Below are 20,915 nucleotides of genomic sequence, written 5' to 3' on the forward strand. Positions count from 1 at the left end.
CTCCGCCGCGTCGGCGGCCGAGAGAGCCGACGCCGAGTCGGCGGCCGAGACGGCCGACGCCCGCGCGTCGGCGGCCACGTCAGCCACCGGCCATCGCCGGCAGCACGATGATCGAATCGCGCTCCGTGACCGGCGTTGCAAGCTCCTGGAGGTAGCGGATGTCCTGGCCGTCGAGATAGACGTTGACGAAGCGATTGAGCGTGCCGTCCGCCGTCAGGAGCTGGTCGCGGAGGCTCGGATGGGCGCCGACCAGCGCCGCGAGCGCCTCGCCGACGGTCGAGCCGGCGACGGTCACCTCCTTGGCACCGCCGACGGTCGCCCGAAGGACGGGCGGGATGCGGACGACGGTCACGGTCGCACCTCCAGGGCGAACGGCGCCTCGCCGCCGACGGACGCGACCTCAAGCGGCGTGCCGCCCTCAAGCGCCGCGACCGCAGCATCCGAGCAGACCGGGCAGGCCGGGTCGCGGCGGAGCTTCAGTTCCGTGAACGATGCGTCGAGGGCATCGAAGAGCAACAGCCGGCCGCTCAGCGATTCGCCGATGCCGAGGATGAGCTTGAGCGTCTCGTTCGTCTGGAGGAGACCCATGATCCCCGGCACCACCCCGAGGACGCCGGCGACCGAGCAGCCGGGTGCGAGCTCCGGCGGCGGCGGCGTCGGGTAGAGGCAGCGGTAGCACGGTCCCTCGAACGGACGGAAGACGGTGAGCTGTCCCTCGAATCGGTAGACCGACGCGTGGACGACCGGGATCCTCGCAGCGACGGCCGCGTCGTTGAGCGTGTACCGCGTCTCGAACGTGTCCGTCCCGTCGAGGATGACGTCGTAGCCGGCGATGATGCGGTCGACATTCGCCCCGGTCAGCATCTCCTCGTGAGCGACGACGCGGACCTCCGGGTTGAGGGCCGCGATCGCCGCCCGGGCGGAGTCCACCTTCTTCGTCCCGATTCGGTCGGTGGTGTGGATGACCTGGCGCTGGAGGTTGCTGAGGTCGACGACATCGAAGTCGACGATGCCGATCGTCCCGACGCCCGCCGCGGCGAGGTAGAGAGCCGCCGGGCTGCCGAGGCCGCCCGCACCGATGAGGAGGACCTTCGCGTCGAGGAGCTTCGCCTGGCCCTCCGCCCCGACCTCCGGCATGAGCAGGTGGCGGCTGTAGCGCTGCTTCTGCTCGTGGGTGAGGATGGCGGGCATCGACCATGGACGGCCGGCGCTCTTCCAGGCCTGGAAGCCGCCACCGAGCGATCGGACGTTCGTGTAGCCGAGTGCGTGGAGCGTCTGGCCGGCGAAGAGCGAGCGGACGCCGCCGGCGCAGTAGAGGATCACCGGCCGATCGCGGTCCGGGACGGCCGCCTCGATTTCCATCTCGACGTAGCTCTTCGAGATGTGGAGCGCGCCCGGGACATGGCCCTGCTCCCATTCGGAGTCTTCCCGGACGTCGACGATCGTCACCTCGGCGCCGGACTCGCGGAGCTGGTCGGCTTCGGTCGGGCTGACCTCGGGGATCTCGATGCGAGCCGCCTTGAGGAGCTCTGCATAGGTTCGTGGCATGAGGACGGGGACTCCGTTGATCGACAGGCTGACGCTCGGGCGTCAGGGCGTGGCTGGTTCCTGGGTTGCGGATGAGATCGCCGGGTCGCCGGGAGCGTCGAGCTCGCCGAGGGCATGGCGCAGGGTGTCGTGACTGAGCATCGCGCACTTGAGGCGGGCAGGGCTGATGTCGATGCCGAGCAGGTCGAGGAGGTCGTCCGCGCGGAACGCCTCGACCTCGGCGAGCGGTCTGCCCTTGATCTCGTCGGTGAGGAGGCTCGCGCTGGCCTGGCTGATCGCGCAGCCGCGGCCGGTGAAGCCCACCCGCTCGACGAGCCCAGCGCGGACGGCGAGCTGCAGCGTGATCCGGTCCCCGCACAGCGGATTCGAGCCCTCGTAGCTCGCGCTCGGCGCCTCGATGATCCCGAAGTTGTGGGGCCGGCGGGAGTGCTCGAGGATGTAGTCGCGATAGAGATCGTCCATCGTCAGGAGGCGCTCCCGAAGACGCGCTGGACGTCGTGCAGGCCGGCGACGAGCGCATCGATGTCCTCGCGGGTCGAGTAGACGCTGAAGCTCGCCCGGGCGGTCGCGGCCAGGTCCAGCCGCTCGTGGAGGGGCATCGTGCAATGGTGGCCGGCGCGGACGGCGACCCCGGATCGGTCGAGGATCTGGGCGACATCGTGGGGATGGATGCCCGGCAGATTGAACGGGATCACCCCGCCTCGCTGAACGGCCTGCGGGCCGTAGAGGACGATCCCCGGGATCTCGCGGGCGAGCGTCGCGAGCGCGTACGTGACGAGCTCCCGCTCGTGGGCGGCGACCCGCTCCATGCCGAGCTCGCGGAGGTAGTCCGCCGCGACGCCCAGGCCGATGGCCGCGGCGATGTCCGGCGTCCCCGCCTCGAACTTCCACGGGATGTCGTTCCACTCGGAGCGGCGGAGGTGGACCTCGCGGATCATCTCGCCGCCGGCAAGGAACGGCGGCATCGCCTCGAGGAGCTCGCGCCGGGCCCACAGCGCTCCGGAGCCGGTCGGGCCGAGCATCTTGTGGCCGCTGAAGGCGTACATGTCCGCCCCGAGCGCCTGGACGTCCACCGGGAGATGCGGGACCGCCTGCGCACCGTCGACGAGAACGAGGGCGCCCGCCGCGTGGGCGAGCTCCACCATCTCGCGGACTGGATTGATCGTCCCGAGCGTGTTCGAGACCTGGGTGCAGGCGACGAGTTTCGGCTTGAGCCTGAGCAGGACGTCGAGCACGTCGAGGCGGAGGAGGCCGTCATCCGTGATCGGGATGAACTCGAGGTCCGCGTCGCGCTCCTGGGCGAGGAGCTGCCACGGAACGAGGTTCGCGTGATGCTCCATCTCGGTCAGCACGATCGTGTCGCCGCGCGAGATGTTCCGGCGGCCCCAGCTGTAGGCGACGAGGTTGATCGCCTCCGTCGCGTTGCGGGTGAAGACGATCTCGTGGCGGTCCGGCGCGTTGATGAACCGGGCGACGGAGGAGCGGGCGGCCTCGTACGCCGCCGTGGCTCGCTCGCCGATCTCGTAGATCCCGCGATGGACGTTCGCGTTGTATCCCTCGTAGAACCCATCGAGGGCGTCGATGACGGCGCGTGGCTTCTGACTCGTGGACGCGGAGTCGAGATAGACGAGCGGGTGCCCATGGACGGTCGTCGCGAGGATCGGGAACTCGGCTCGGAGGGCGTGGGGGTCGAGCGGGCCTCGCGGGTCCGTTGCGATCGAGAACGGCTCGGCGATCGTCATGGCGGTCAGGACGCGACCTCGAGCGGCTCGCGCGGGATCGCGAGCGCCTCGTCCGGGACCGTCACCTCGAGGCCCGACTCGCGAAGGATCGGGCCGTATCCCTCGGCCTCGAGTCGAAGGGCGAGCTCCTTGCCGCCTGACAGGACGATCCGGCCGGCCGCGAGGACATGGACGAAGTCCGGCGTGATGTAGTCGAGGAGCCGCTGGTAGTGGGTGATGACGAGGACGCCCATCTCCGGCCTGAGCATCGCGTTGACGCCCTCGGCGACGATCCGCAGGGCATCGATGTCGAGGCCGCTGTCCGTCTCGTCGAGGATCGCCATCTCCGGCCGGAGGACCGCCATCTGGAGCATCTCGAGGCGCTTCTTCTCGCCGCCGGAGAAGCCGTCGTTCACGTACCGGGTGGCGAAGCCCTCATCGATCTTGAGGAGGGCGAACGTCTCGCGCATCTTGTTGCGGAAGTCGCGCATGGAGATGCCGCCGCGGGCGGGATCCGTGGGGTCGATGTCGCCGCTCTTGTCGACCCCCTGGAGGTGGGCGTTGAAGGCGGAGCGGACGAAGGACGCGACGCTCAGGCCGGGGACGGCCGTCGGGTACTGGAAGGCAAGGAACATCCCGAGGCGGGCTCGCTTGTCCGGCGAGAGGGCGAGGATGTCGCGACCCTTCCAGTGGACCTGGCCGCCGGTCACGACGTAGCCCGGGTGTCCCATGAGCGCATACGAGAGGGTCGTCTTGCCGGAGCCGTTCGGGCCCATGATCGCGTGGACCTCGCCCGGGTGGATCGTCAGGTCGATGCCCTGGAGGATCTCCTGCTCACGGTTGAGGATGGGCGCGACGCGCAGACCGCGGATGACGAGGTCGCGGTCCGTCGAGTTCGGCTGGGCGGCGGTACGGTCGGTCACGATGGGTTCGGTGCTCCTGTGGCGACGGCGGGGGGATCCGTCTTGCGGAGTGGGACGAGGTCGGCGAGGGTCATGCTGTCGAGCGCGCCGGCGATCGCGTCGCGGATCCGGACCCAGAGCAGGTTGACCGTGCACGATGCGCTCCGGTCGCAGTGGAGCGCGTGCTCCGGATCCTCGCTCGCGCAGACCATCGGTGCCAGCGGCCCCTCGAGCGCCCGGAGAATCTCGCCCATCTTCGTCTCGGCCGGGGGTCTGGTCAGCTCGTAGCCGCCGCGCGCCCCCCGCGTGCTCGTGACGAGGCCCGCGTCGCGAAGGCTCATGACGAGCTGCTCGAGATAGGCCCGCGGCAGGTCCTCCTCGGCGGCGATCTCGGCGAGACTCGCCGGACCGCGACCGTGGTGCCGGCCGAGCTGGACCATGAGTCGCACGCCGTACTCGCCCTTCGTGCTGAACGAGACCGCGCCGCTGCCGTGGAACTGGCCGCGGTGCGAGGTGACGGGCGCGGGTACGTTCGTGGCGGGCGCGGGGGCGAGCGTGTTCGGCGCGGTCCCGGGAGCGGGGTTGGCGGTGGGTACGGTCGCGGTCAGGGGTCGGTCCTCAATCCCGAGCGATCTGCTCGGGATTACTGTACGGCGGACAGCGCGAACGCGTCAACGCGGTGGCGGGGGGTAGTTGCCGCGGGCGGCTCCTCGTGGGCCGGAGCTTAGAGATCTGTCGGGCGGAACCTTGACCGTGCGTCGGAGGCCATGGCTCACTACCGTTCGATCGCCGATGTCTTTCCACCGACCGTTCCATCGAAGCCCGGCCGCCGGTTGCCGGTCGTACAGGAGTCCGCCTGAGACCTCGCGGGAGCACGACGTGCATGGGTGTGGTCCGAGATTCCGGCAGATGGCCACAGGCGGGCGTTGGTCTGCAGGTCGGAGCTCTGCCAGCGCCGCGTGGGGAGTCGCTGACCATCGCGCGCCTGGTGGTCACCTGTCCCCAACGGCGTGTCGCGCCATACCCCGGCCGGTCGTCGGATCCGGCGGAAGCCGGGCAGGTCCACGCTGTCGACAACGTCCGTCGGAATCACATCTGGCGGAGCGGGTACACCCGCGTGGCAATCGGCGGATAGTGCTCGTATGTCTCGATGAGCTCGCGCGCCGTCGTCGGGGACCTCGAGGTATGACGCCGCCGGCTCCGTGATCAGGGCATACGCTCCATGGCCGATGAGCTCGGCGGCGTGGTTCTTGAGCAACCGATGGGCCACGACGACCTCCGGGCCGACTGGAAAGGCGCCCTGGCCAATCAGCCGGCGAGCGCACCCACAGGGATCTGGAGCACGCCATCCTTGCGAGTGAGCGCATAGCCGGTCCCGGTGATGACGGCGAGCGCGACCGGTGGAGTGGCCACCTTCTCAGCGAGCTTGCGCAGAGCCGCAGCTGCGCCGTCAACGACCTCCGGTGACGACCCAAGTTTGATCTCGAAGGCCGCCCACCTGCCGTCGGCAAGTTCGATGATTGAGTCTGCCTCGAGGCCCTTCTCGTCCCGGTAGTGGAAGACCTCTGCTTCCAACGCGTGGGCATACACCCGCAGGTCACGAACGACCATCGACTCGAACAAGAAGCCCATGAAGTTGATGTCACCCAGTAGCCGCGCTGGTGTCGCCCCGAGGGCCGCGGCCGCAAGAGCTGGGTCAGCAAGATGCCGGATGCTCGCCGCGCGCAGCCTGGCTCGGCTGCGGAGGTCAGGCTTCCAGGCGGACAGGTCGTCGATGATCATCAACCGAGCGAGCGCGTCGAGATAGATCTTCACGGTCTCGATCTTGATCGTGCGATCCGCGCCCGCAGCGTCCGCCGTAATCGCCTCCATGCTCGCGGGAGTCGCGACATTCCGGGCCAAGGAGGTGAGAACACGACGGACGCCGGCAGGGTCGCGTCGGATCCCGTCGAGCCGAGTGATGTCGTCGCGGCACACATCCTCGATGTAGCCGGCCATCAGACGCTGCGCTTGGCGCGCGTTGAGGTCGATGTGGGCCGGCCATCCGCCAATGACGAGGCGTTCGGCGATGGCTGGAACGGTGAGCCCGGGCTCCGGTGCGGCCACAGGTTCGCCAGCGAGAACCAACGCGAGCGAAACCCGTCGAGTCGAGTGGCCAGTCTCCGCGAGCGTCATCGGCCGCATCCGCAAGTGGATGAAGCGGCCGGCTCCAGGGTGACGCCTCGGGTCGTCGCGAGCGGCAGCGGAGCCCGTGAGGATGAACTGCCCCTTGGCCTGCCGATCATCGACGGCATGGCGAACGTAGTTCCACAGATCTTCCTCGACCTGCCATTCGTCAAGCAAGCGCGGAGTGGGCCCCTCGAGGAGCAGCTCGGGCGAGACAGCCATTGCCTGGTGCGACGCGAGCGTGTCGATCCGCACTTCGCTCCGCGACGCCTGCCGGGCTGTCTCGGTCTTGCCGCTCGCCTTGGGGCCCTCGATTACAACCGCCCCCGCAGACTGGAGCGCCGCGTTGAGCTGCGCGTCGATGACTCTCGGGCGGTATTCCATACGAACGAGTCTCGTCGCCGAGTCCGGATCTGTCAATCAACAGGGGGTTGTTTTGCGCCGATGTCAGGGGGTTGTTTCGCGCTGCTACAGGAGGGCGATAAGGAACCACGTGTTCTACCGCAGATGCCGCATAGGCGGTGCGGGTCGCGACGGCTCGCGCGATGGGCTACCCTCTCGGCACCCACGAACGAGGAAGCGAATCGACGGCGGTGCCGGCGTGATCTGCACGAAGTGCGGGGCGACGAACCCCGCCGGACTGAAGTTCTGCGAACAGTGCGGGACGAAGCTCGCGATCGCGTGTGCGGGCTGCGGGAGCTCGCTCAGTCCGACGGCACGGTTCTGCGGCGAGTGCGGCGTTCCCGTCGTGTCGACACCCGGCGACGGAGCGGCCACACCGACTGCCGGTGCCGACGCAGCCACACCGACCCGCCCCGGCGCGACCCCGTCGTACCAGGCCCCCATCGCCGAGCGCCGGCTCGTCACGGTCCTCTTCGCGGACCTCGTCGGGTTCACGACCTTCGCCGAAGGCCGCGATGCGGAGGAGGTCCGCGAGACCCTCTCGCGCTACTTCGGGCTCGCCTCCGACGTCGTCGACCGCTACGGCGGCACGGTGGAGAAGTTCATCGGCGATGCGGTGATGGCGGTCTGGGGCACCCCGATCGCTCGCGAGGACGACGCGGAGCGCGCGGTCCGCGCGGGCCTCGACCTCGTCGACGCCGTGCGCACCCTCCACCCGTCGATCACCGCACGGGCCGGCATCCTCACCGGAGAGGCCGCCGTGACCCTCGGGGCAACGAACCAGGGGATGGTCGCCGGCGACCTCGTCAACACCGCGAGCCGGCTCCAGTCGATCGCACCGCCCGGGTCCGTCTTCGTCGGCGAGGCGACCCACCGCGCCGCGTCGCGGGCGATCGCGTTCGAGGAGGTGGGCGAGCAACTTCTCAAGGGCAAGACGTCACCGGTCCCGGCGTGGCGAGCGTTGCGGGTGGTGGCCCAGCGCGGCGGGCAGGGCCGGTCGGACCTGCCGGAACCACCGTTCGTGGGCCGCGACGACGAACTCCGCCTGCTCAAGGACGCCCTCACGACGGCGGGCCGCGATCGACGCACCCGGCTCGTCTCCATCACGGGTGCCGGCGGCATCGGCAAGAGCCGCCTCGCCTGGGAGGTCGAGAAGTACATCGACGGGCTCATGGAAACTGTCTACTGGCATCGCGGCCGCTCCCCCGCGTACGGCGACGGCATCACGTTCTGGGCTCTCGGCGAGATGGTCCGCCGCCGGGCCCGGCTGGCGGAGACGGACGACGAACCGACGACTCGGGCGCGGATCTCGGCGACACTCGACGAGCACATCCCGGACCCGGACGACCGCCGCTGGGTCGAGCCGGCCCTCCTCACCCTCCTCGGCCTGGAGCCCGCGCCGCCGGGCGGTCGCGACGTCCTGTTCGCGGCGTGGCGGATCTTCTTCGAGCGGATCGCGGCGAAGGGCACCACGGTTCTCCTCTTCGAGGACCTGCAGTGGGCGGACTCCGGCCTCCTCGACTTCATCGATCATGTGCTCGACTGGTCGAAGGGCGTCCCGATCGTCGTCATCACGCTCGCCCGACCGGAGCTCTTCGACCGCCGTCCGGACTGGGGCACGGCCCGTCGAAACGTCACCGCGGTGGCGCTCGAGCCGCTCTCGGAAGCCGCGATGCGCGAGTTGCTGGCGGGGTTCGTGCCCGGCCTCCCGCGCGCCGCAGTCGACGCGATCCTCGGCCGTGCCGACGGGATCCCGCTCTACGCGGTCGAGACCGTCCGGGCCCTCGTCGCCGACGGGCGGCTCGAGGTATCGGACGGCGCCTACCGGCCGATCGGGGACCTCCATCAGCTCGCGATCCCGGAGACGCTCCGTTCGCTCATCGCCTCGCGGCTCGACGCCCTCGATCCGACGGACCGTTCGCTCGTCCTCGATGCGTCGGTCCTCGGCCACGCCTTCACGGTCGCCGGCCTCGCGGCGGTGAACGGCTGGCAGCCGGCCGATCTCGAGGCGCGACTCCTCGCGCTCGTCCGTCGCGAGATGTTCGAGCTCGAGGCTGACCCGCGCTCGCCGGAGCGGGGCCAGTATCGCTTCGTCCAGTCGCTCATCCGCGAGGTCGCCTACTCGGCGTTGGCGCGGCGGGAGCGTCGGACGCGCCACCTCGCCGCCGCCCGCTACTTCGAGATGCTCGGTGAGGACGAGCTCGCCGGCGCGCTCGCGTCGCACTACCTCGCCGCGCACGAGGCGTCCGCCGCCGGGGCAGAGGCGGAGGCGGTCGCGATCCAGGCCCGACTCGCGCTCCGCGGAGCGGCTGAGCGAGCGGCATCGCTCGGCGCCCACGACCAGGCCGTGACCTATCTCGTCCAGGCGGTCGCCGTAACGCCCGATGCGGCCGAGCGCGCCGACCTGCGGATCCGGGCCGCGACCTCCGCCTCTGATGCGGCGGATCACGACCGCGCCGAGACCCTGGCCCGGGAGGCCGTCGAGGAATTTCGACGGGCCGAAGATCCCGCCGGCGCAGGCCGGGCCACCGCCGAGCTCGGAGCGATCCTCCTCAATGCAGGAAAGGTCGCGTCCGCCCTCGACGAGCTGCGGACGGCGCTCGATGGGCTCTCCGACGATACGCCGGAGCAGGTCCGGGCGCGATTGCTCGCGAACCTCTCGCGGTCGCTCTATCGGAACGACCGGTCGGCCGAGGCGGTCGAGATGGCCGATCGCGCGCTCGCCATTGCCGAGCGCCTCGACCTCGAGGAGGTCGTCGCGGACGCGTTCAACAACAAGGCCGCGGCGCTCTCGTATCTCGGACGGCGGCGGGAGGCGGTCGCGCTCATGGAAACCGCCATCGCCATCGCCGAGCACGGTGGGTTCGTCGCCGCGGAACTGCGCGCCCGGAGCAACCTCACGTCTGTCCTCTGGAGCACCGATCCGTATCGGGCTGGCCAGATGCAATTCGCCAACCTCGAGCTCGCGCGTCGGGTCGGCAACCTCCAGATGGCCGAATGGATCGCGAATTCGGCGATCGCCACCGCGTGGTGGGCCGGTGAGGATTGGGACGCTGCACTCGTCATCGCAGAAGAGGCGCTCGCCGTCGCACGCTCACCGATCGACGAGGCGGCGATCCTCGCCAGCCGAGCCCTCATCCTCGTCTCCCGCGGCGAACCGACGGACGCTGACGCGGAACGCCTCGACGCGGTCGCTGCCGGCAGCAGTTACACGGGGACGATCGCGGCGGCCGCGTATCTCCGCGGGGACCGAGCACTCTGGCGAGGCGAGTACCGCGTCGCCTTCGACGAGATGGTCCGAGCGGCGGACACGGAGCATGGGCTCACCGCGATCTACCTCGACGACGCGATGCGGCCCGCCCTCTGGGGAGGCGACCTCGCCGCCGCGCGCTCGACGGCCGACCGACTCGATGCCGATCCCGATGCCGGCGCGGCGCTCCAGGCCGCCGATAGGGTAGCCGCCCGGGCCGGCATCGCCGCTCTCGAAGGGCGCCGGGAGGACGCGCTCGCGGGCTACCGCGACGCCAGAGACCGATATCGCGACCTTCGGCTCGGCTTCAAGCTTGCCTGCGTGGATCTGGACATGGTCATCCTGCTCGGCCTGGACGATCCGGAGGTCCGCTCCGCCGCGGACGAGGCCCGGACGACCTTCGAGCGCGTCGGGGCGCGACCGTACCTCGACCGTCTCGACTCCGCCGTTCAGTCGGCGATCCAGACCCGATAGCGGGTGATCGTCCGGAAGCCGAGAGCGCGATAGAACGGCTCGCCCGACGGCGACGATTCGAGGACGGTCAGGCGGGCGCCGCCTGCGAGCCCGGACTGCACCGCCGCGCCGAGGACCGCCGCGCCATGACCGAGCCGCCGCATCGCCGGAGCGGTCCCGACCCAGACGATCCGCGTCATCGGGCCGTGGGTGAACGACATCGCCGCGGCGGCCGCGACGCCGCGCTCGTCGAACCCCATGAACGCGGCGTTCCCCGCCCCGTCGAACCATCTGTCGTCGTCGAGGGCCATGTCGATCCCCGCTCGATCGATCGCCCCGCCCGGGTCGGCGAGCTCCACGACGGACCTCAGTGCCGCCCGATCGATCGCGTCGGCCACCCGCCGGACCGTCGTTCCGGACGTCCCGCTCGCCGGCGTCGGCGGCCCCTCGAGGATCATGACGGGCAGATCGACCGACGGCCTGAAGCCGGCCAGCGGGAGCGCGCGCTCGAGCGCGCCGTCGACGTGGCCTCGGGTCCACGTGCGGTAGCCATCCTCGTGCCCCGTGGTCCCCCGCGCGGATCGGTCCATCCGGCCGCCCACGAGGGATCGCCGGAACGCGGCGAGATTCTCATCGACGAGATCGAGGATCTCCGCGTCCGTCAGGACCGCGATCATCGCGGGGCGAGGGCCCGCAGCGCGACCGCGGCGTGCAAAGCCGCCCCGATCGCCATGGGCGCCTCCTCGAAGACGACCCGGTTCGAGTGGTTCTGCGGGCCGGTCATCGGGTCGTCCGTGGCCGGCCGCGCACCGATGAACGCCATCGCCCCGTCGACACGCTGGAGGATGTAGGAGAAGTCCTCCGCGCCCATGATCGGCGCGTCGAGGCGAAGGATCGCGTCCGTGCCGACGAGGTCGGTCGCCGTTGCGACGATCCGCTCCACCGCGGCCGGGTCGTTCATCGTCACCGGGTAACCCGCCTCGATCTCGACGTCCGCGGCCGCCCCGTGAGCGGCTGCCGTCCCGGCGACCAGCTGGCGGATGTGGGTCGAGATGCCGGTCCGGGTCTCCTCGGAGACCGTCCGGATGGTGCCTTCGAGGAAGGCCGTCTCGGGGATGATGTTGGAGGTGGTGCCCGCCGTGACGTGGGCGATCGTGACGACCGCGGGATCGAAGACATCGATGCGTCGACCGACCATCGTCTGGAGCCCGAGGACGAGATCCGCCGCCACGGTGATCGGATCGAGGGCGAGGTGGGGCGCGGAGGCGTGCCCACCTCGGCCGCGGACGGTGATCCGGAGGGTGTCGGCGGAGGCGAGCATGGCCCCGGAACGGACGGCGATCGCCCCACTCGGGTAGCGGGTGCTCGTGTGGAGCGCGAATGCCTCGCTCGGCATCCGGCCGGCCGCCTCGAGCAGTCCCTCCTCGAGCATGAACCGCGCCCCGTGATAGCCCTCCTCGCCCGGCTGGAACATGAGGATGACGCTCCCCGCCAGGCGGTCGCGGCGCGCAAGGAGCAGGCGAGCCCCGCCGAGGAGCATCGCGACGTGGGTGTCGTGCCCGCACGCGTGCATCGCGCCATCCGTCGCGGACGCGAACGGCAGGCCGGAATCCTCGTGAAGCGGGAGCGCGTCCATGTCCGCCCGAAGAAGGACCGCCGGGCCGGTCGCGGCACCAGGCGCCGTCCCCTCGATGACGGCGACGACGGACGAGAGCACGGTTCCGAGCCGGGGCTCGAGCCCGAGGGCCCGGAGGTCGGTGGCGATCGCGGCCTGTGTCTCCGGCAGGTGGAGGCCGATCTCCGGCCGGGCGTGCAACACCCGACGGATCGCGATGAGCTCGGGGAGGATGGCCGAGGCGGCGGGGAGCAGGTCGGCGGGGGTCGTCGTCATCGTCGCAGTATCGCGCGGTCCGACCACATGTCCATCGTCATGCCGGTGCTCCCTGTGACGCCGCCCACCGGCCCACGATCCGGTCGAGCCGATCGAAGTGGACGCCTTCGAGCTCGCGGGCGGCGAGGATGAAGCGTTCGAGCATGGCGATCCGGTGGCCGCGGCCGATCGCCTCCGGATGCATCGTCAGGGTGAGGACGCCGCCGGGCTCGTGCTCCCAGGCGTAGCGGAGCTCGCCGAGCCAGATCTCCTCGACCTTGGACGGCGCGCTCATCGGCCCCACCCCGCGATCCCCGGGTTCGAAGTGCGGCCAGTCGTCGAGCGCCCAGCTGATCGGAACCTCGACGAGCCGACCCGCCTCACCGAAGACGGATCGAGCCGTGTCGTGGCGGTCGCCGCGACGAACCCACGAGAGGCGGAGGTCATCCGCCATGAGCGACGAGTCGTAGCGGAAGCCGAGCTCCTCGGCGAGCTCGAGCGTCCGTGGCGACAGCGACCAGTACGGGGCGCGGAAACCGGCCGGCGGGGCGCCCGCGGCGTTCGCGATCGCCTCGAACGAGCGGGCCATGATCGTCCGCTCTTCCGTCGGGTCCAGCGCGGCCAGGTCCTCGTGCGCCCAGCCGTGGCAGGCGAGCTCGTGGCCGCCGGCAACGATCGCGGCGACGCTCTCCGGGAACGTCGCGAGCGTGTGGCCGGGGACGAAGAAGGTCGCCCGGATCTCGTGCCGGCGGAGGAGGTCGAGGATCCGCGGCACGCCCACCCGAGGCCCGAATTCGCCGCGCGAGATGAGGACAGGCCCGTGTCCGCGGCTGACCTCGGACGAGATGGCGTCGTGGTCGAACGTGAGGGCGACCGTCAGCCGGGGCGACGGGCCGGCGGTCGCCTCCACGCCGGGCAGGGTTTCGGCGATCGATCGCGGCGGCGGCAGGGCCGGCGCTTCGATCAGCGGCGGCCGCCGAGGAGCCGGAGCATCGCGAAGAACAGGTTGATGAAGTCGAGGTAGAGGCGGAACGCCCCCATGACCGCGCCCTTCTCCATCGTCCCGGCCCACGCCGCGACATCTCCCCGCTGGATCCGCTGGACGTCCCAGGCGGTGAGCCCGGTGAAGACGATGACAGTGATGAACGAGACGATGTAGCCGAGCATATTCGACTGGAGGAACAGGTTCACCACGCTGGCGACGATGACCCCGATGAGGCCCATGAACAGGTAGGCGCCCATCGAGGTGAGGTCGCGCTTCGTCACGGCACCGTAGACGGCAGCTCCGCCGAACACCGCCGCCGCACTCAGGCCGGCGGCAAGGACGGAGGCGACGGGGTAGACGAGAAGGACGAAGCCGAACGTCACGCCGGTCATCGCCGCGTAGACGAAGAACAGCCCCAGCCCGATCGTCGCGGGGATGCTCCGGATCGCGAAGCTCAGGACCATCGCGACGATGAGCTGGGCGACGATGATCGGGAGGAACAGGCCGGACAGGTTGGCGAGCTGCGTCGTCGGCAGGGACGAGACCCACCAGCCGACCCCGGTGGTGACGAGCAGGCCGACGAACATCCAGAGGAAGGCCTGCGACAGGAACGCCGTGGAGAGGGCGGTCGTGGGCCTGACGCCGAGCCGAGATGGGGAGAAGGAGGAGCCGTACTGATTCATCGTGTCCACCTCGTGAGTCCGGACGGAGATCCGTCCCGTCTCATGGTTCGCGCCGTGCCCGTCCGCGGTTCGGGCGGGCCGGATTCGCGGTTCGCGCCTCGGCCTGTTCGGCCGCCCTGGCGAGCACCCAGACGAGGTCCGCCAGGCGATTGAGATACGGTAGCAGGTAGTCGCCGGGGACCATCCCGTCGTGGTCCAGCGCCACGGCACGACGCTCCGCGCGCCGGAGGACCGTCCGCGCAAGCTCGAGGGCCGCGCTCGGCCGCGTCTCGCCCGGGACGACGAACTCGCGCGGCATCTCGATCCCCGCCTCCGTCTCGGCGAGGAGGCGTTCGATGCCCTCCACCATCGCCGCGCTCACCCGCGTCTCGCCGTCGCGAAGCCGATCCCAGGCGTCCCGCGTGGTGGCCAGCTCGGCGCCGACGACGAACAGCTCCCGCTGAAGCCGGAGGATGAGCTCGCCGAGACCCGCAAGCCCGGCCGGGAGCGTTCCATAGCGCCCTTTGACATCGAGTTCGGCACGCGCGAGGCCGAGGGCCGCGACGGCCTCGTCGATCGTGCCGTACGCCTCCGTCCGCGGGTCGTCCTTCGGGATGCGGGGGCCGCCGTAGAGGAGGCCCGTCGTGCCGTCGTCACCGCGTCGCGTGGCGACTGCCGAGTCGAACGCGCGACGCTCCGCCGTCACGACTCCGGGCTCACGATTCCGCGCTCACCACATGAGACCCGCTTCGCGCGGGTCCCACCGCTCGGCGAGGAGCGTCACCTTGACGTCGTGCTCGACGACCGACTCGGCCTGCTCCTTGACCTGCTGGATCATCGATCCGGCGTAGGGGCAGAACGGGGTCGTGAGGATCATCTTGATCTCGGTGCTGTCCGGTCCGAGGATCACCTGTTTGATGAGGGCGAGCTCGACGACGTTCATGCCGATCTCCGGATCCACGACCGAGCGGAGCGCGTCGAGGATCGCGAGCTCCGTGGCGCGCTTCTCCGGATCGAACGGCGGGGCCGCGGGGATCGTCGGGGTCATGGGGGTCATGGGGGTCGTCTCGTCGATCGTGGTGGTCGTCTCGTCCGTCATCGCGGAAATCCTACCACCGGACTCGGGAATGACCGCCGGGTCATCCCGCGGGGCGTCAGGTGTCGACGGTCGCGGTGGCCCCGACGACGGTCGCGGTGGCCCCGACGACGATCCCCGGCACGCGAAGTTCCGATGGGAGGATGCGCGCCTCGTCGGTGGTGTAGCCCGGGCCGAGCAGCGAGCCATCCTCGGCGAAGAACGCGGCGTATCGGTCGCGATGCTCTGCCGCGTAGACGAAGGCCGTCGCGATGCCGAGCGTCCGGAGTTCTGGATGGTCCGTCAGGATGTCCGTCAGGGTGTAGCCGTTGCGGCGGAGCTCGAGGAGCTGGTGGACCGTGAGTCGCGAGCCGTAGCAGAACGGCTCGCCGTTCATGACGAGCGGGTCCACCTTCACCCACTTGATCGTCATCGGACTTCCTCCGGCACCCTCATGCGCCCTTGTAGATCGCCTGGAGGATGCGGTTCCGCTTGCGTGCGTCGCCGGCGATGCGGCGGTGCCAGCGGAAGACTTCGATCGCGGCGTCGAGCGCGGCGTCGGCGGCGGTCTGCTCGGTGGGTGTGAGGATGGCCCGGACGACCGCCCGGAATGCCTCGGCGAGGGTCGTGAGATCGTCCATCGAGACTCGGCGCCGGCGATACGGTGGAGCGATCTGCTCGGCGAACGTCCGCATCGGGGTGGGGTCGCCGGCGGCGACGCAGAGCGCGATCCGGTCGGTCCAGATCCCGGTGTCGCGGAGCAGCTGGCGGAGGCCGACCTCACCGAGGCGATCGCGAAGCGTCGGATCGGCGGACGTCGCCGCCTCGATCACCCGAACGCCCACCTCGGCAGTCGCCGCCCGGAGACGCGCGGCTCCGGCCGGAAAGCCGGCGCGTTCGTCGAGAGGCGGCAGACCGAGGTTCGGATGGCTCACGGGACGGAAGTCTAGCGCCGAGGGAGGCGGTGCGCGACGATGTGCGCCGACGGACACCGATCGATGCCACCGTGGAGACACCGATGGAACCATCCGCACCCGACCAGGCCGGCACCGCTCGCGACGAGGCGGCAGGCGCGAGACGTCCCCTCGACCCAGGGGAGGTCGTGCCGACCGCCGTCCGGCGGACCCTCGCTCGAGCGCCGTCCGAACGATACGGCCAGGTCCACGGGACGGACGAGCGATCCGACGGGCCGCCGCATGGATCGCTTCGAGGAGCGCTCATCGGTGCGATCGTCCCGGCCCTCGTCGGTGGAGCCGCGCTCGTCGTTCTCGGCTCGCCACTCGCGCTGGCCGAGCCCCTCGTCCTCGTCGCCCTCGGGCTCGGGATCGCGACCGGCCTCGGGGCGCGACGCGGAGGCGGCGGCGCAGTCGAGCGCCGGCGGCGGCGGATGCTCGCGGTCTCGGCCGCCCTCATCGCCGTCTTCGTCGCGGAGATCGTCGTGTGGCGCCTGGCGCTCGCCCAGGGGGGAGACCTCGCCTTCCCCGACTACGAGCTCCAGGCCTTCGGGCCGGTCGGGGTGCTCCAGCCGGTCGCCGCCGGCATCGCCGCCTGGGCAGCGGCCTGACGAGCGCCGGACCGGTGGCCGTCAGCGCATCTCGACCGCCGCGAGTTCCTCCTCGATCAGCCGTGGCGTGAGCTGCTCGCGGAGGAGGCGACCGAACCTCGCCGACCGATCGGGCTCCGGGACCACCTCGAGCCATCGACGGAGGAGCGCTTCCCCCTCCGTGTAGACGAACACGTAGGCGCGCCAGAGCGGGTGCTCGATGAACGCGAGCCGCTGCTCGGCCCGGTCGGGCGCCATGAGCCCGACATCGCCCAGATAGGTGAGCACGGCGTCGCGATCCGCCCCATCGACGTGGAGCATGAGCGCGGCGTTGACCGCGACCGCCCGGAGCGTCGCTCGCGCCGGAGCCATCGCCACGGTCCGGAGGGCATGCTCGCGAGCGGCGATCGGGTCTCTGGCGAGCGCGAGGCCGGCGATCCGGTACAGCTCGACGAGCAGGTCCACGAGGCGGTCCGCCGGTGCGGCGAATCGCACGCCGAGGTCCGCCAGGCCCTCGCTCATGAGGCACTCGGGGGTATCGATGAGGAGGATGCTCGCCTCCAGGCGGCCTGCCGCGGCGACCTGGTCGGCCTCCTTCCAGGCGTGCTCGAGATGGTGGCCGGGATACGTCTCGTGGGCGAGCGTGTGCGTGAGCCCGTCCACCCGGATCGGAACGTCCGTGTTCAGGTCGACGCGGGAGCGAAAGCCGCCGTCGTACCAGTCATAGCCGGTCCACGGCTGCGCGCGGACCAGGCCGACGCGGAGCGATTCACCCTCCGGCAGGCCGAAGATCGCGCGAGCCCGTTCGCGGTACTCCGCGACCAGTGCCTCCGCGACCGCCGGGAGCCGATCGACGGGGACGATGGTCGCCGCATCCCACGCTGCCAGGCGGTCGCCGATCGGCCCGGAGCCCGACGCCGAACCCGAGCCCGAGCGCGAGCCCGAGCCCGAGCCCGAGCCCGAGCCCGAGCCCGCCAGGAGCGCCTCCAGCGCTGCGGCGGCGGCGGCGAACTCCGACTCGGGCCGACGCGTCGGCCGGATGCCGAAGCACGCCGCGACGTGCGCCTCGTACGGGAGCGGGTCGCCGGCGAGCCGGCGAGCCTGCGCCTCGAGCGCGACGAGCTGGTCGACGAGCCACGATCGCCGGGCGCCGTCCTCGACCTCCCTCTCGACGCGCTCGCGGAGCGTGAGCGCGTCCTCGCGGAGGCGGGCGGGGGCACGGCGCGCCTCGATATCCACCTGCGCCTTGAGCTCGGCCGGTCCGTAGAAGGCGTCCACAAGCCCCGGCCGATGCTGGTCGAGGCGAAGTGCGAGGAGGAGGTAGTCGCGCGCGATCGGGTCGGGCGCGGGGACGTGGCGCTCACCACCGACGGCCGGCACCATGGCGCGGGGCGAGGTCACTGATCCGGCCGGGCCGGCCGTCCGCGCGCTGGCGAGTCCCCGTGCGGCAGTTCGCCCATGCCCTGGCCGACCGCCACGCCGCCCTCCTCACCGCGGAACGGCATTCCCTGCCGCTCGACCGCGTCCAGGCTCATCCGGAGGGCGGCGGTCTTCGCGGCGGCGACCTCCCGAACATATCCCGCCTCCTCGTCGAGCGTCATCGGCCGCCCGCGGACAATCGTGCGGGGCTTGCCGACCATGAGCCAGGCGAGGTGATAGCGGTCCATCGAGCCCCAGGCCTCGACGAGCAGGTCGTCGGACAGCTGGAGCCACGTCCGGAGCGCATCGAGGCTCGGGTTCGCGGCGAGCCGGTCGCCCTCCTGCACGAGCCGCCGGGTCCGGGCGATGAGCTCGGCACGGGTCATGGTCGGCCACCTGCAGGCTCGTCGCCGCCGACGATGAACGACTCGCGGTCGCGGCGGGCGCGGATCGTCCATGGTCCCGGTCTCCCCGACCCGATCGGCGAACCCGCGAATCGCGTGAGCGGGAGGATGCCGGCGACGCTGCTGCAGAGGAACGCCTCATCCGCCTCCGCGAGGTCGCGGCTCGTGAGCCACCCCTCCAGCGGGTCGAGCCCGACGCGGGTTGCCCAGCGGAGGACCCACGACCGGGTCGTCCCCGGCAGTACCGCGCACGCGAGCGCGGGTGTGGCGAGCTCATGACCCCGGACCAGCACGATGTTCGCGGTGGTCGCCTCCGACAGGAACCCGTCCATCGTGAGGAACAGCGCGTCGTCCGCTCCCGCCCGACGGGCCTCCAGTCTGGCGTGTACGTAGTCCGCCCGGCTCGTCGTCTTGAGCCCCGCGAGCGGATTCTCCGGGTCGCGTCGCACGGCACTCGCGACCAGGTGCAGCCCCCGCTCGATGTGGCCGGCGGGCGGCGGGACGACCGGCCACGCCTGGATGACGATCGTGGGCTCGACCGACTCGTCCGCCGGCAGCAGTCCACGGCCGACGATCGCACCACGGCTCACGGTGACCCGGACCGCCACGTCACCGTCCGCTCCTCCCTGGGCCTCCGCTTCCACGAGCTCGGCGATCCCGGCGCGGAGCCGGATCTCGAGATCGTCCGGGAGTCCGATCCCGAGACCATCGGCGGATCGACGGAGGCGGGCGGTGTGCTCGGCGAGCTCGGTCGCCCTGCCGGCGCGGACGCGCAGCGTCTCGAAGATGCCGTCGCCGAGCTGGAACCCGCGGTCGAATGCCGAGAGGTGCGCTCCCTCCGCCGGAAGCAGCCGGCCATCCACCCAGACGTGGCGCGGTCCGCCCGCTCCGCCGGTCACCGATCCGCCTCACGGCCGCCGATCGCCCCGAGCGGACCGCGGGCCTTGGCGACCGTCTCCTCCCACTCGGCGGCGGGATCGCTGCGCCACGTGATGCCGCCGCCCACGTTGAGGCTCAGTCGCCTCCCGTCCGCCACGAACGTGCGGATGAGGATGCTCGTCGCCATCGCCCCATCCGGCCCGATCCAGCCGAGTGCCCCGGTGTACGGCCCGCGCCTGATCGTCTCGAGGCCTTCGAGGATCTCCATCGCCCGGATCTTCGGCGCGCCGGTGATCGATCCTCCGGGAAAGGCCGCGGCGAGGAGATCGAACACGTCCCGCCCGGGCGCGAGCCGTCCGGTGACCGTCGAGACGAGATGCTGGACCGCGGCGGTCCGCTCAAGGCGGCAGAGTCGCGGGACTCGGACGCTCCCCGGTGAGCAGACACGTCCGAGGTCGTTGCGGAGGACGTCGACGATCATCGTGTTCTCGGCTCGATCCTTCGCCGACGTGAGGAGCTCGTGCGCGAGGGCCCGATCGTCGCGCCGATCGCGTCCCCTCGGGCGCGTGCCCTTGATCGGATCGGCCACGACGATGCCGGCCGGGTCGACGGCGAGGAACGGCTCCGGCGATGCCGAGACGATCGCGCGGCGGGCGCCCGATGGCGCCGCACCGAGATCGAGATACGCCGCGTACAACGCCGGATCGCCGGTCCGCACCTGCCGGTGGAGCGGCCACGGGTCGCCGGTGAACGGTGTCTCGAGCCGCCGGCTCAGGTTCGCCTGGTAGATCTCGCCGGCGGCGATCGCCGACCGGATCGCCTCCACCCGTGCTTCGAAGTCCGGACGCGTGAGCGACGACGTGAACACAGCGCCATCGAAGGCGACGCCGTCCGCAGGGAGGATCTGGGCCGGTCCGGCAAGCAGCCGTTCACGGACCCGTGCGAGTCGGGCCTCGAACGCCGATCCCCGACGATCGGCGGCGCGCCCGCCGAGCCATGCCGCGCCCGTCCGTCGGTCCCACGCCACCACCCAGTCGTGGAGGGCGAGCCGGGCGATCGGCAGCTCCTGGTCGTCGATGGCGATCGTCCGCCGGGACTCGAGGGCGAGGCCGACGTCGTACCCGAGGTAGCCGACGAGGCCGCCGACGAACGGCGGTGCCGTGCGTCCCTCGGACGCAGCGAGGCTGACGGGATCAGCGGCGAGGCGTCCGAGCATCCGGCGCGCCTCAACGAACGCCCACCAGGCCGGACCCGCACCGCTCGCCGTCGAGCCACGTCCCGTCCGTTCGTCGATCCTCCCGTCGGGATCCGTCACCTCGAGAGTCGCGACGGGGTCGGCGGTCAGGTAGCTCCAGCGCGACCGACGACCCGGCCGGCCGCTCTCGAGAAGGGCGAGCCCGGGCAGGTCGCGGAACATCTCGGCGACGTCCATGGGGGCCCGACGACCGACCGCGTCGGGGAGTCGTTCGAGGCGGGCGGGCGACGCGTCGATCGTCGTGCGTGCCCGGCTCGCGGCCTCGATCCCGATCATGCGCCGATCATAGGGTGGGGCGCCAGGCTGGGGGGAAGCCTGACGCCCCTCGGAAGGTGCGACCATCGCCGCTGGACCGACGTCTGTCGCAGGCGCTCCGTCGGT

21 protein-coding genes are annotated in these 20,915 nt (G+C 71.2%); 2 read left to right on the plus strand and 19 right to left on the minus strand.

Annotated elements, in window-relative coordinates; genetic code table 11:
* Positions 1–79: 79 nt before the first annotated feature.
* From IVW53_02810 to IVW53_02840, 7 genes are all read right to left on the minus strand, one after another.
* The gene (locus IVW53_02810) at positions 80–352 is read right to left on the minus strand and encodes a MoaD/ThiS family protein (protein ID MBF6604495.1); all 273 of its coding nucleotides are present in this window, start codon (positions 350–352) and stop codon (positions 80–82) included.
* On the minus strand, positions 349–1,548 hold the full coding sequence (gene moeB, locus IVW53_02815; protein MBF6604496.1) for a molybdopterin-synthase adenylyltransferase MoeB: 1,200 nt from the start codon (positions 1,546–1,548) through the stop codon (positions 349–351). The genes IVW53_02810 and moeB overlap by 4 nt, the downstream gene beginning before the upstream one ends.
* Positions 1,549–1,590: 42 nt before the next feature.
* Complete coding sequence (locus IVW53_02820; protein MBF6604497.1) at positions 1,591–2,010, minus strand: iron-sulfur cluster assembly scaffold protein; 420 nt, start codon at positions 2,008–2,010, stop codon at positions 1,591–1,593.
* 2 nt (positions 2,011–2,012) lie between these two features.
* A complete protein-coding gene (locus IVW53_02825; protein ID MBF6604498.1) occupies positions 2,013–3,290 on the minus strand; it encodes a cysteine desulfurase in 1,278 nt (425 codons plus the stop codon).
* Between the two features lie 5 nt (positions 3,291–3,295).
* Positions 3,296–4,192, minus strand: a complete 897-nt coding sequence (gene sufC / locus IVW53_02830) for a Fe-S cluster assembly ATPase SufC (protein MBF6604499.1) — start codon at positions 4,190–4,192, stop codon at positions 3,296–3,298.
* Complete coding sequence (locus IVW53_02835; GenBank protein MBF6604500.1) at positions 4,189–4,620, minus strand: Rrf2 family transcriptional regulator; 432 nt, start codon at positions 4,618–4,620, stop codon at positions 4,189–4,191. Before IVW53_02835 ends, sufC begins: the two co-directional genes overlap by 4 nt.
* An 859-nt stretch (positions 4,621–5,479) precedes the next feature.
* On the minus strand, positions 5,480–6,721 hold the full coding sequence (locus tag IVW53_02840) for an ATP-binding protein (protein MBF6604501.1): 1,242 nt from the start codon (positions 6,719–6,721) through the stop codon (positions 5,480–5,482).
* A 217-nt stretch (positions 6,722–6,938) separates the two neighbouring features.
* Here IVW53_02840 and IVW53_02845 point away from each other — a divergent pair, with 217 nt between their 5' ends.
* Entirely contained in the window at positions 6,939–10,463 is a 3,525-nt protein-coding gene (locus IVW53_02845; protein ID MBF6604502.1) for an AAA family ATPase, read from the plus strand.
* Here the strand turns inward: IVW53_02845 and IVW53_02850 are convergent.
* Genes IVW53_02850 through IVW53_02885 form a run of 8 tightly spaced genes read right to left on the minus strand, consistent with a single transcriptional unit; the run spans position 10,439 to position 15,969 of the window.
* Positions 10,439–11,119 (minus strand): GNAT family N-acetyltransferase, encoded by a 681-nt coding sequence (locus tag IVW53_02850; GenBank protein MBF6604503.1) that lies wholly within the window; start codon positions 11,117–11,119, stop codon positions 10,439–10,441. The two genes, IVW53_02845 and IVW53_02850, sit on opposite strands and share 25 nt — an antisense overlap.
* Positions 11,116–12,333, minus strand: coding sequence for an amidohydrolase (locus tag IVW53_02855; GenBank protein ID MBF6604504.1), 1,218 nt, complete (start codon positions 12,331–12,333; stop codon positions 11,116–11,118). Before IVW53_02855 ends, IVW53_02850 begins: the two co-directional genes overlap by 4 nt.
* Before the next feature lie 37 nt (positions 12,334–12,370).
* Entirely contained in the window at positions 12,371–13,222 is an 852-nt protein-coding gene (locus IVW53_02860) for a polysaccharide deacetylase (GenBank protein MBF6604505.1), read from the minus strand.
* 53 nt (positions 13,223–13,275) lie between these two features.
* Positions 13,276–13,980, minus strand: coding sequence for a Bax inhibitor-1/YccA family protein (locus IVW53_02865; GenBank protein MBF6604506.1), 705 nt, complete (start codon positions 13,978–13,980; stop codon positions 13,276–13,278).
* Positions 13,981–14,020: 40 nt separating this feature from the next.
* Positions 14,021–14,665: a cob(I)yrinic acid a,c-diamide adenosyltransferase gene (locus tag IVW53_02870; GenBank protein MBF6604507.1), complete on the minus strand. Its 645-nt coding sequence runs from the start codon at positions 14,663–14,665 to the stop codon at positions 14,021–14,023.
* Between the two features lie 24 nt (positions 14,666–14,689).
* Positions 14,690–15,058 carry a DUF59 domain-containing protein gene (locus IVW53_02875; protein MBF6604508.1) on the minus strand — a complete coding sequence of 123 codons (369 nt, stop codon included), beginning with the start codon at positions 15,056–15,058 and terminating at the stop codon, positions 14,690–14,692.
* 55 nt (positions 15,059–15,113) lie between these two features.
* Entirely contained in the window at positions 15,114–15,467 is a 354-nt protein-coding gene (locus tag IVW53_02880) for a DUF433 domain-containing protein (GenBank protein ID MBF6604509.1), read from the minus strand.
* A 19-nt stretch (positions 15,468–15,486) separates the two neighbouring features.
* Positions 15,487–15,969, minus strand: coding sequence for a hypothetical protein (locus IVW53_02885; protein MBF6604510.1), 483 nt, complete (start codon positions 15,967–15,969; stop codon positions 15,487–15,489).
* 83 nt (positions 15,970–16,052) lie between these two features.
* Here IVW53_02885 and IVW53_02890 point away from each other — a divergent pair, with 83 nt between their 5' ends.
* Complete coding sequence (locus tag IVW53_02890) at positions 16,053–16,598, plus strand: hypothetical protein (protein MBF6604511.1); 546 nt, start codon at positions 16,053–16,055, stop codon at positions 16,596–16,598.
* A 21-nt stretch (positions 16,599–16,619) separates the two neighbouring features.
* On the opposite strand, the gene IVW53_02895 is transcribed toward IVW53_02890, so the two are convergent.
* Genes IVW53_02895 through IVW53_02910 form a run of 4 tightly spaced genes read right to left on the minus strand, consistent with a single transcriptional unit; the run spans position 16,620 to position 20,810 of the window.
* Positions 16,620–17,978 (minus strand): DUF885 domain-containing protein, encoded by a 1,359-nt coding sequence (locus IVW53_02895; GenBank protein MBF6604512.1) that lies wholly within the window; start codon positions 17,976–17,978, stop codon positions 16,620–16,622.
* On the minus strand, positions 17,975–18,382 hold the full coding sequence (locus IVW53_02900; protein ID MBF6604513.1) for a hypothetical protein: 408 nt from the start codon (positions 18,380–18,382) through the stop codon (positions 17,975–17,977). The genes IVW53_02895 and IVW53_02900 overlap by 4 nt, the downstream gene beginning before the upstream one ends.
* Positions 18,379–19,299, minus strand: coding sequence for an aminotransferase class IV (locus tag IVW53_02905; GenBank protein ID MBF6604514.1), 921 nt, complete (start codon positions 19,297–19,299; stop codon positions 18,379–18,381). The genes IVW53_02900 and IVW53_02905 overlap by 4 nt, the downstream gene beginning before the upstream one ends.
* Positions 19,296–20,810 (minus strand): anthranilate synthase component I family protein, encoded by a 1,515-nt coding sequence (locus IVW53_02910; GenBank protein MBF6604515.1) that lies wholly within the window; start codon positions 20,808–20,810, stop codon positions 19,296–19,298. The genes IVW53_02905 and IVW53_02910 overlap by 4 nt, the downstream gene beginning before the upstream one ends.
* Positions 20,811–20,915: the final 105 nt, after the last annotated feature.

Source organism: Chloroflexota bacterium (assembly GCA_015478725.1).
Classification (GTDB): domain Bacteria; phylum Chloroflexota; class Limnocylindria; order Limnocylindrales; family CSP1-4; genus C-114.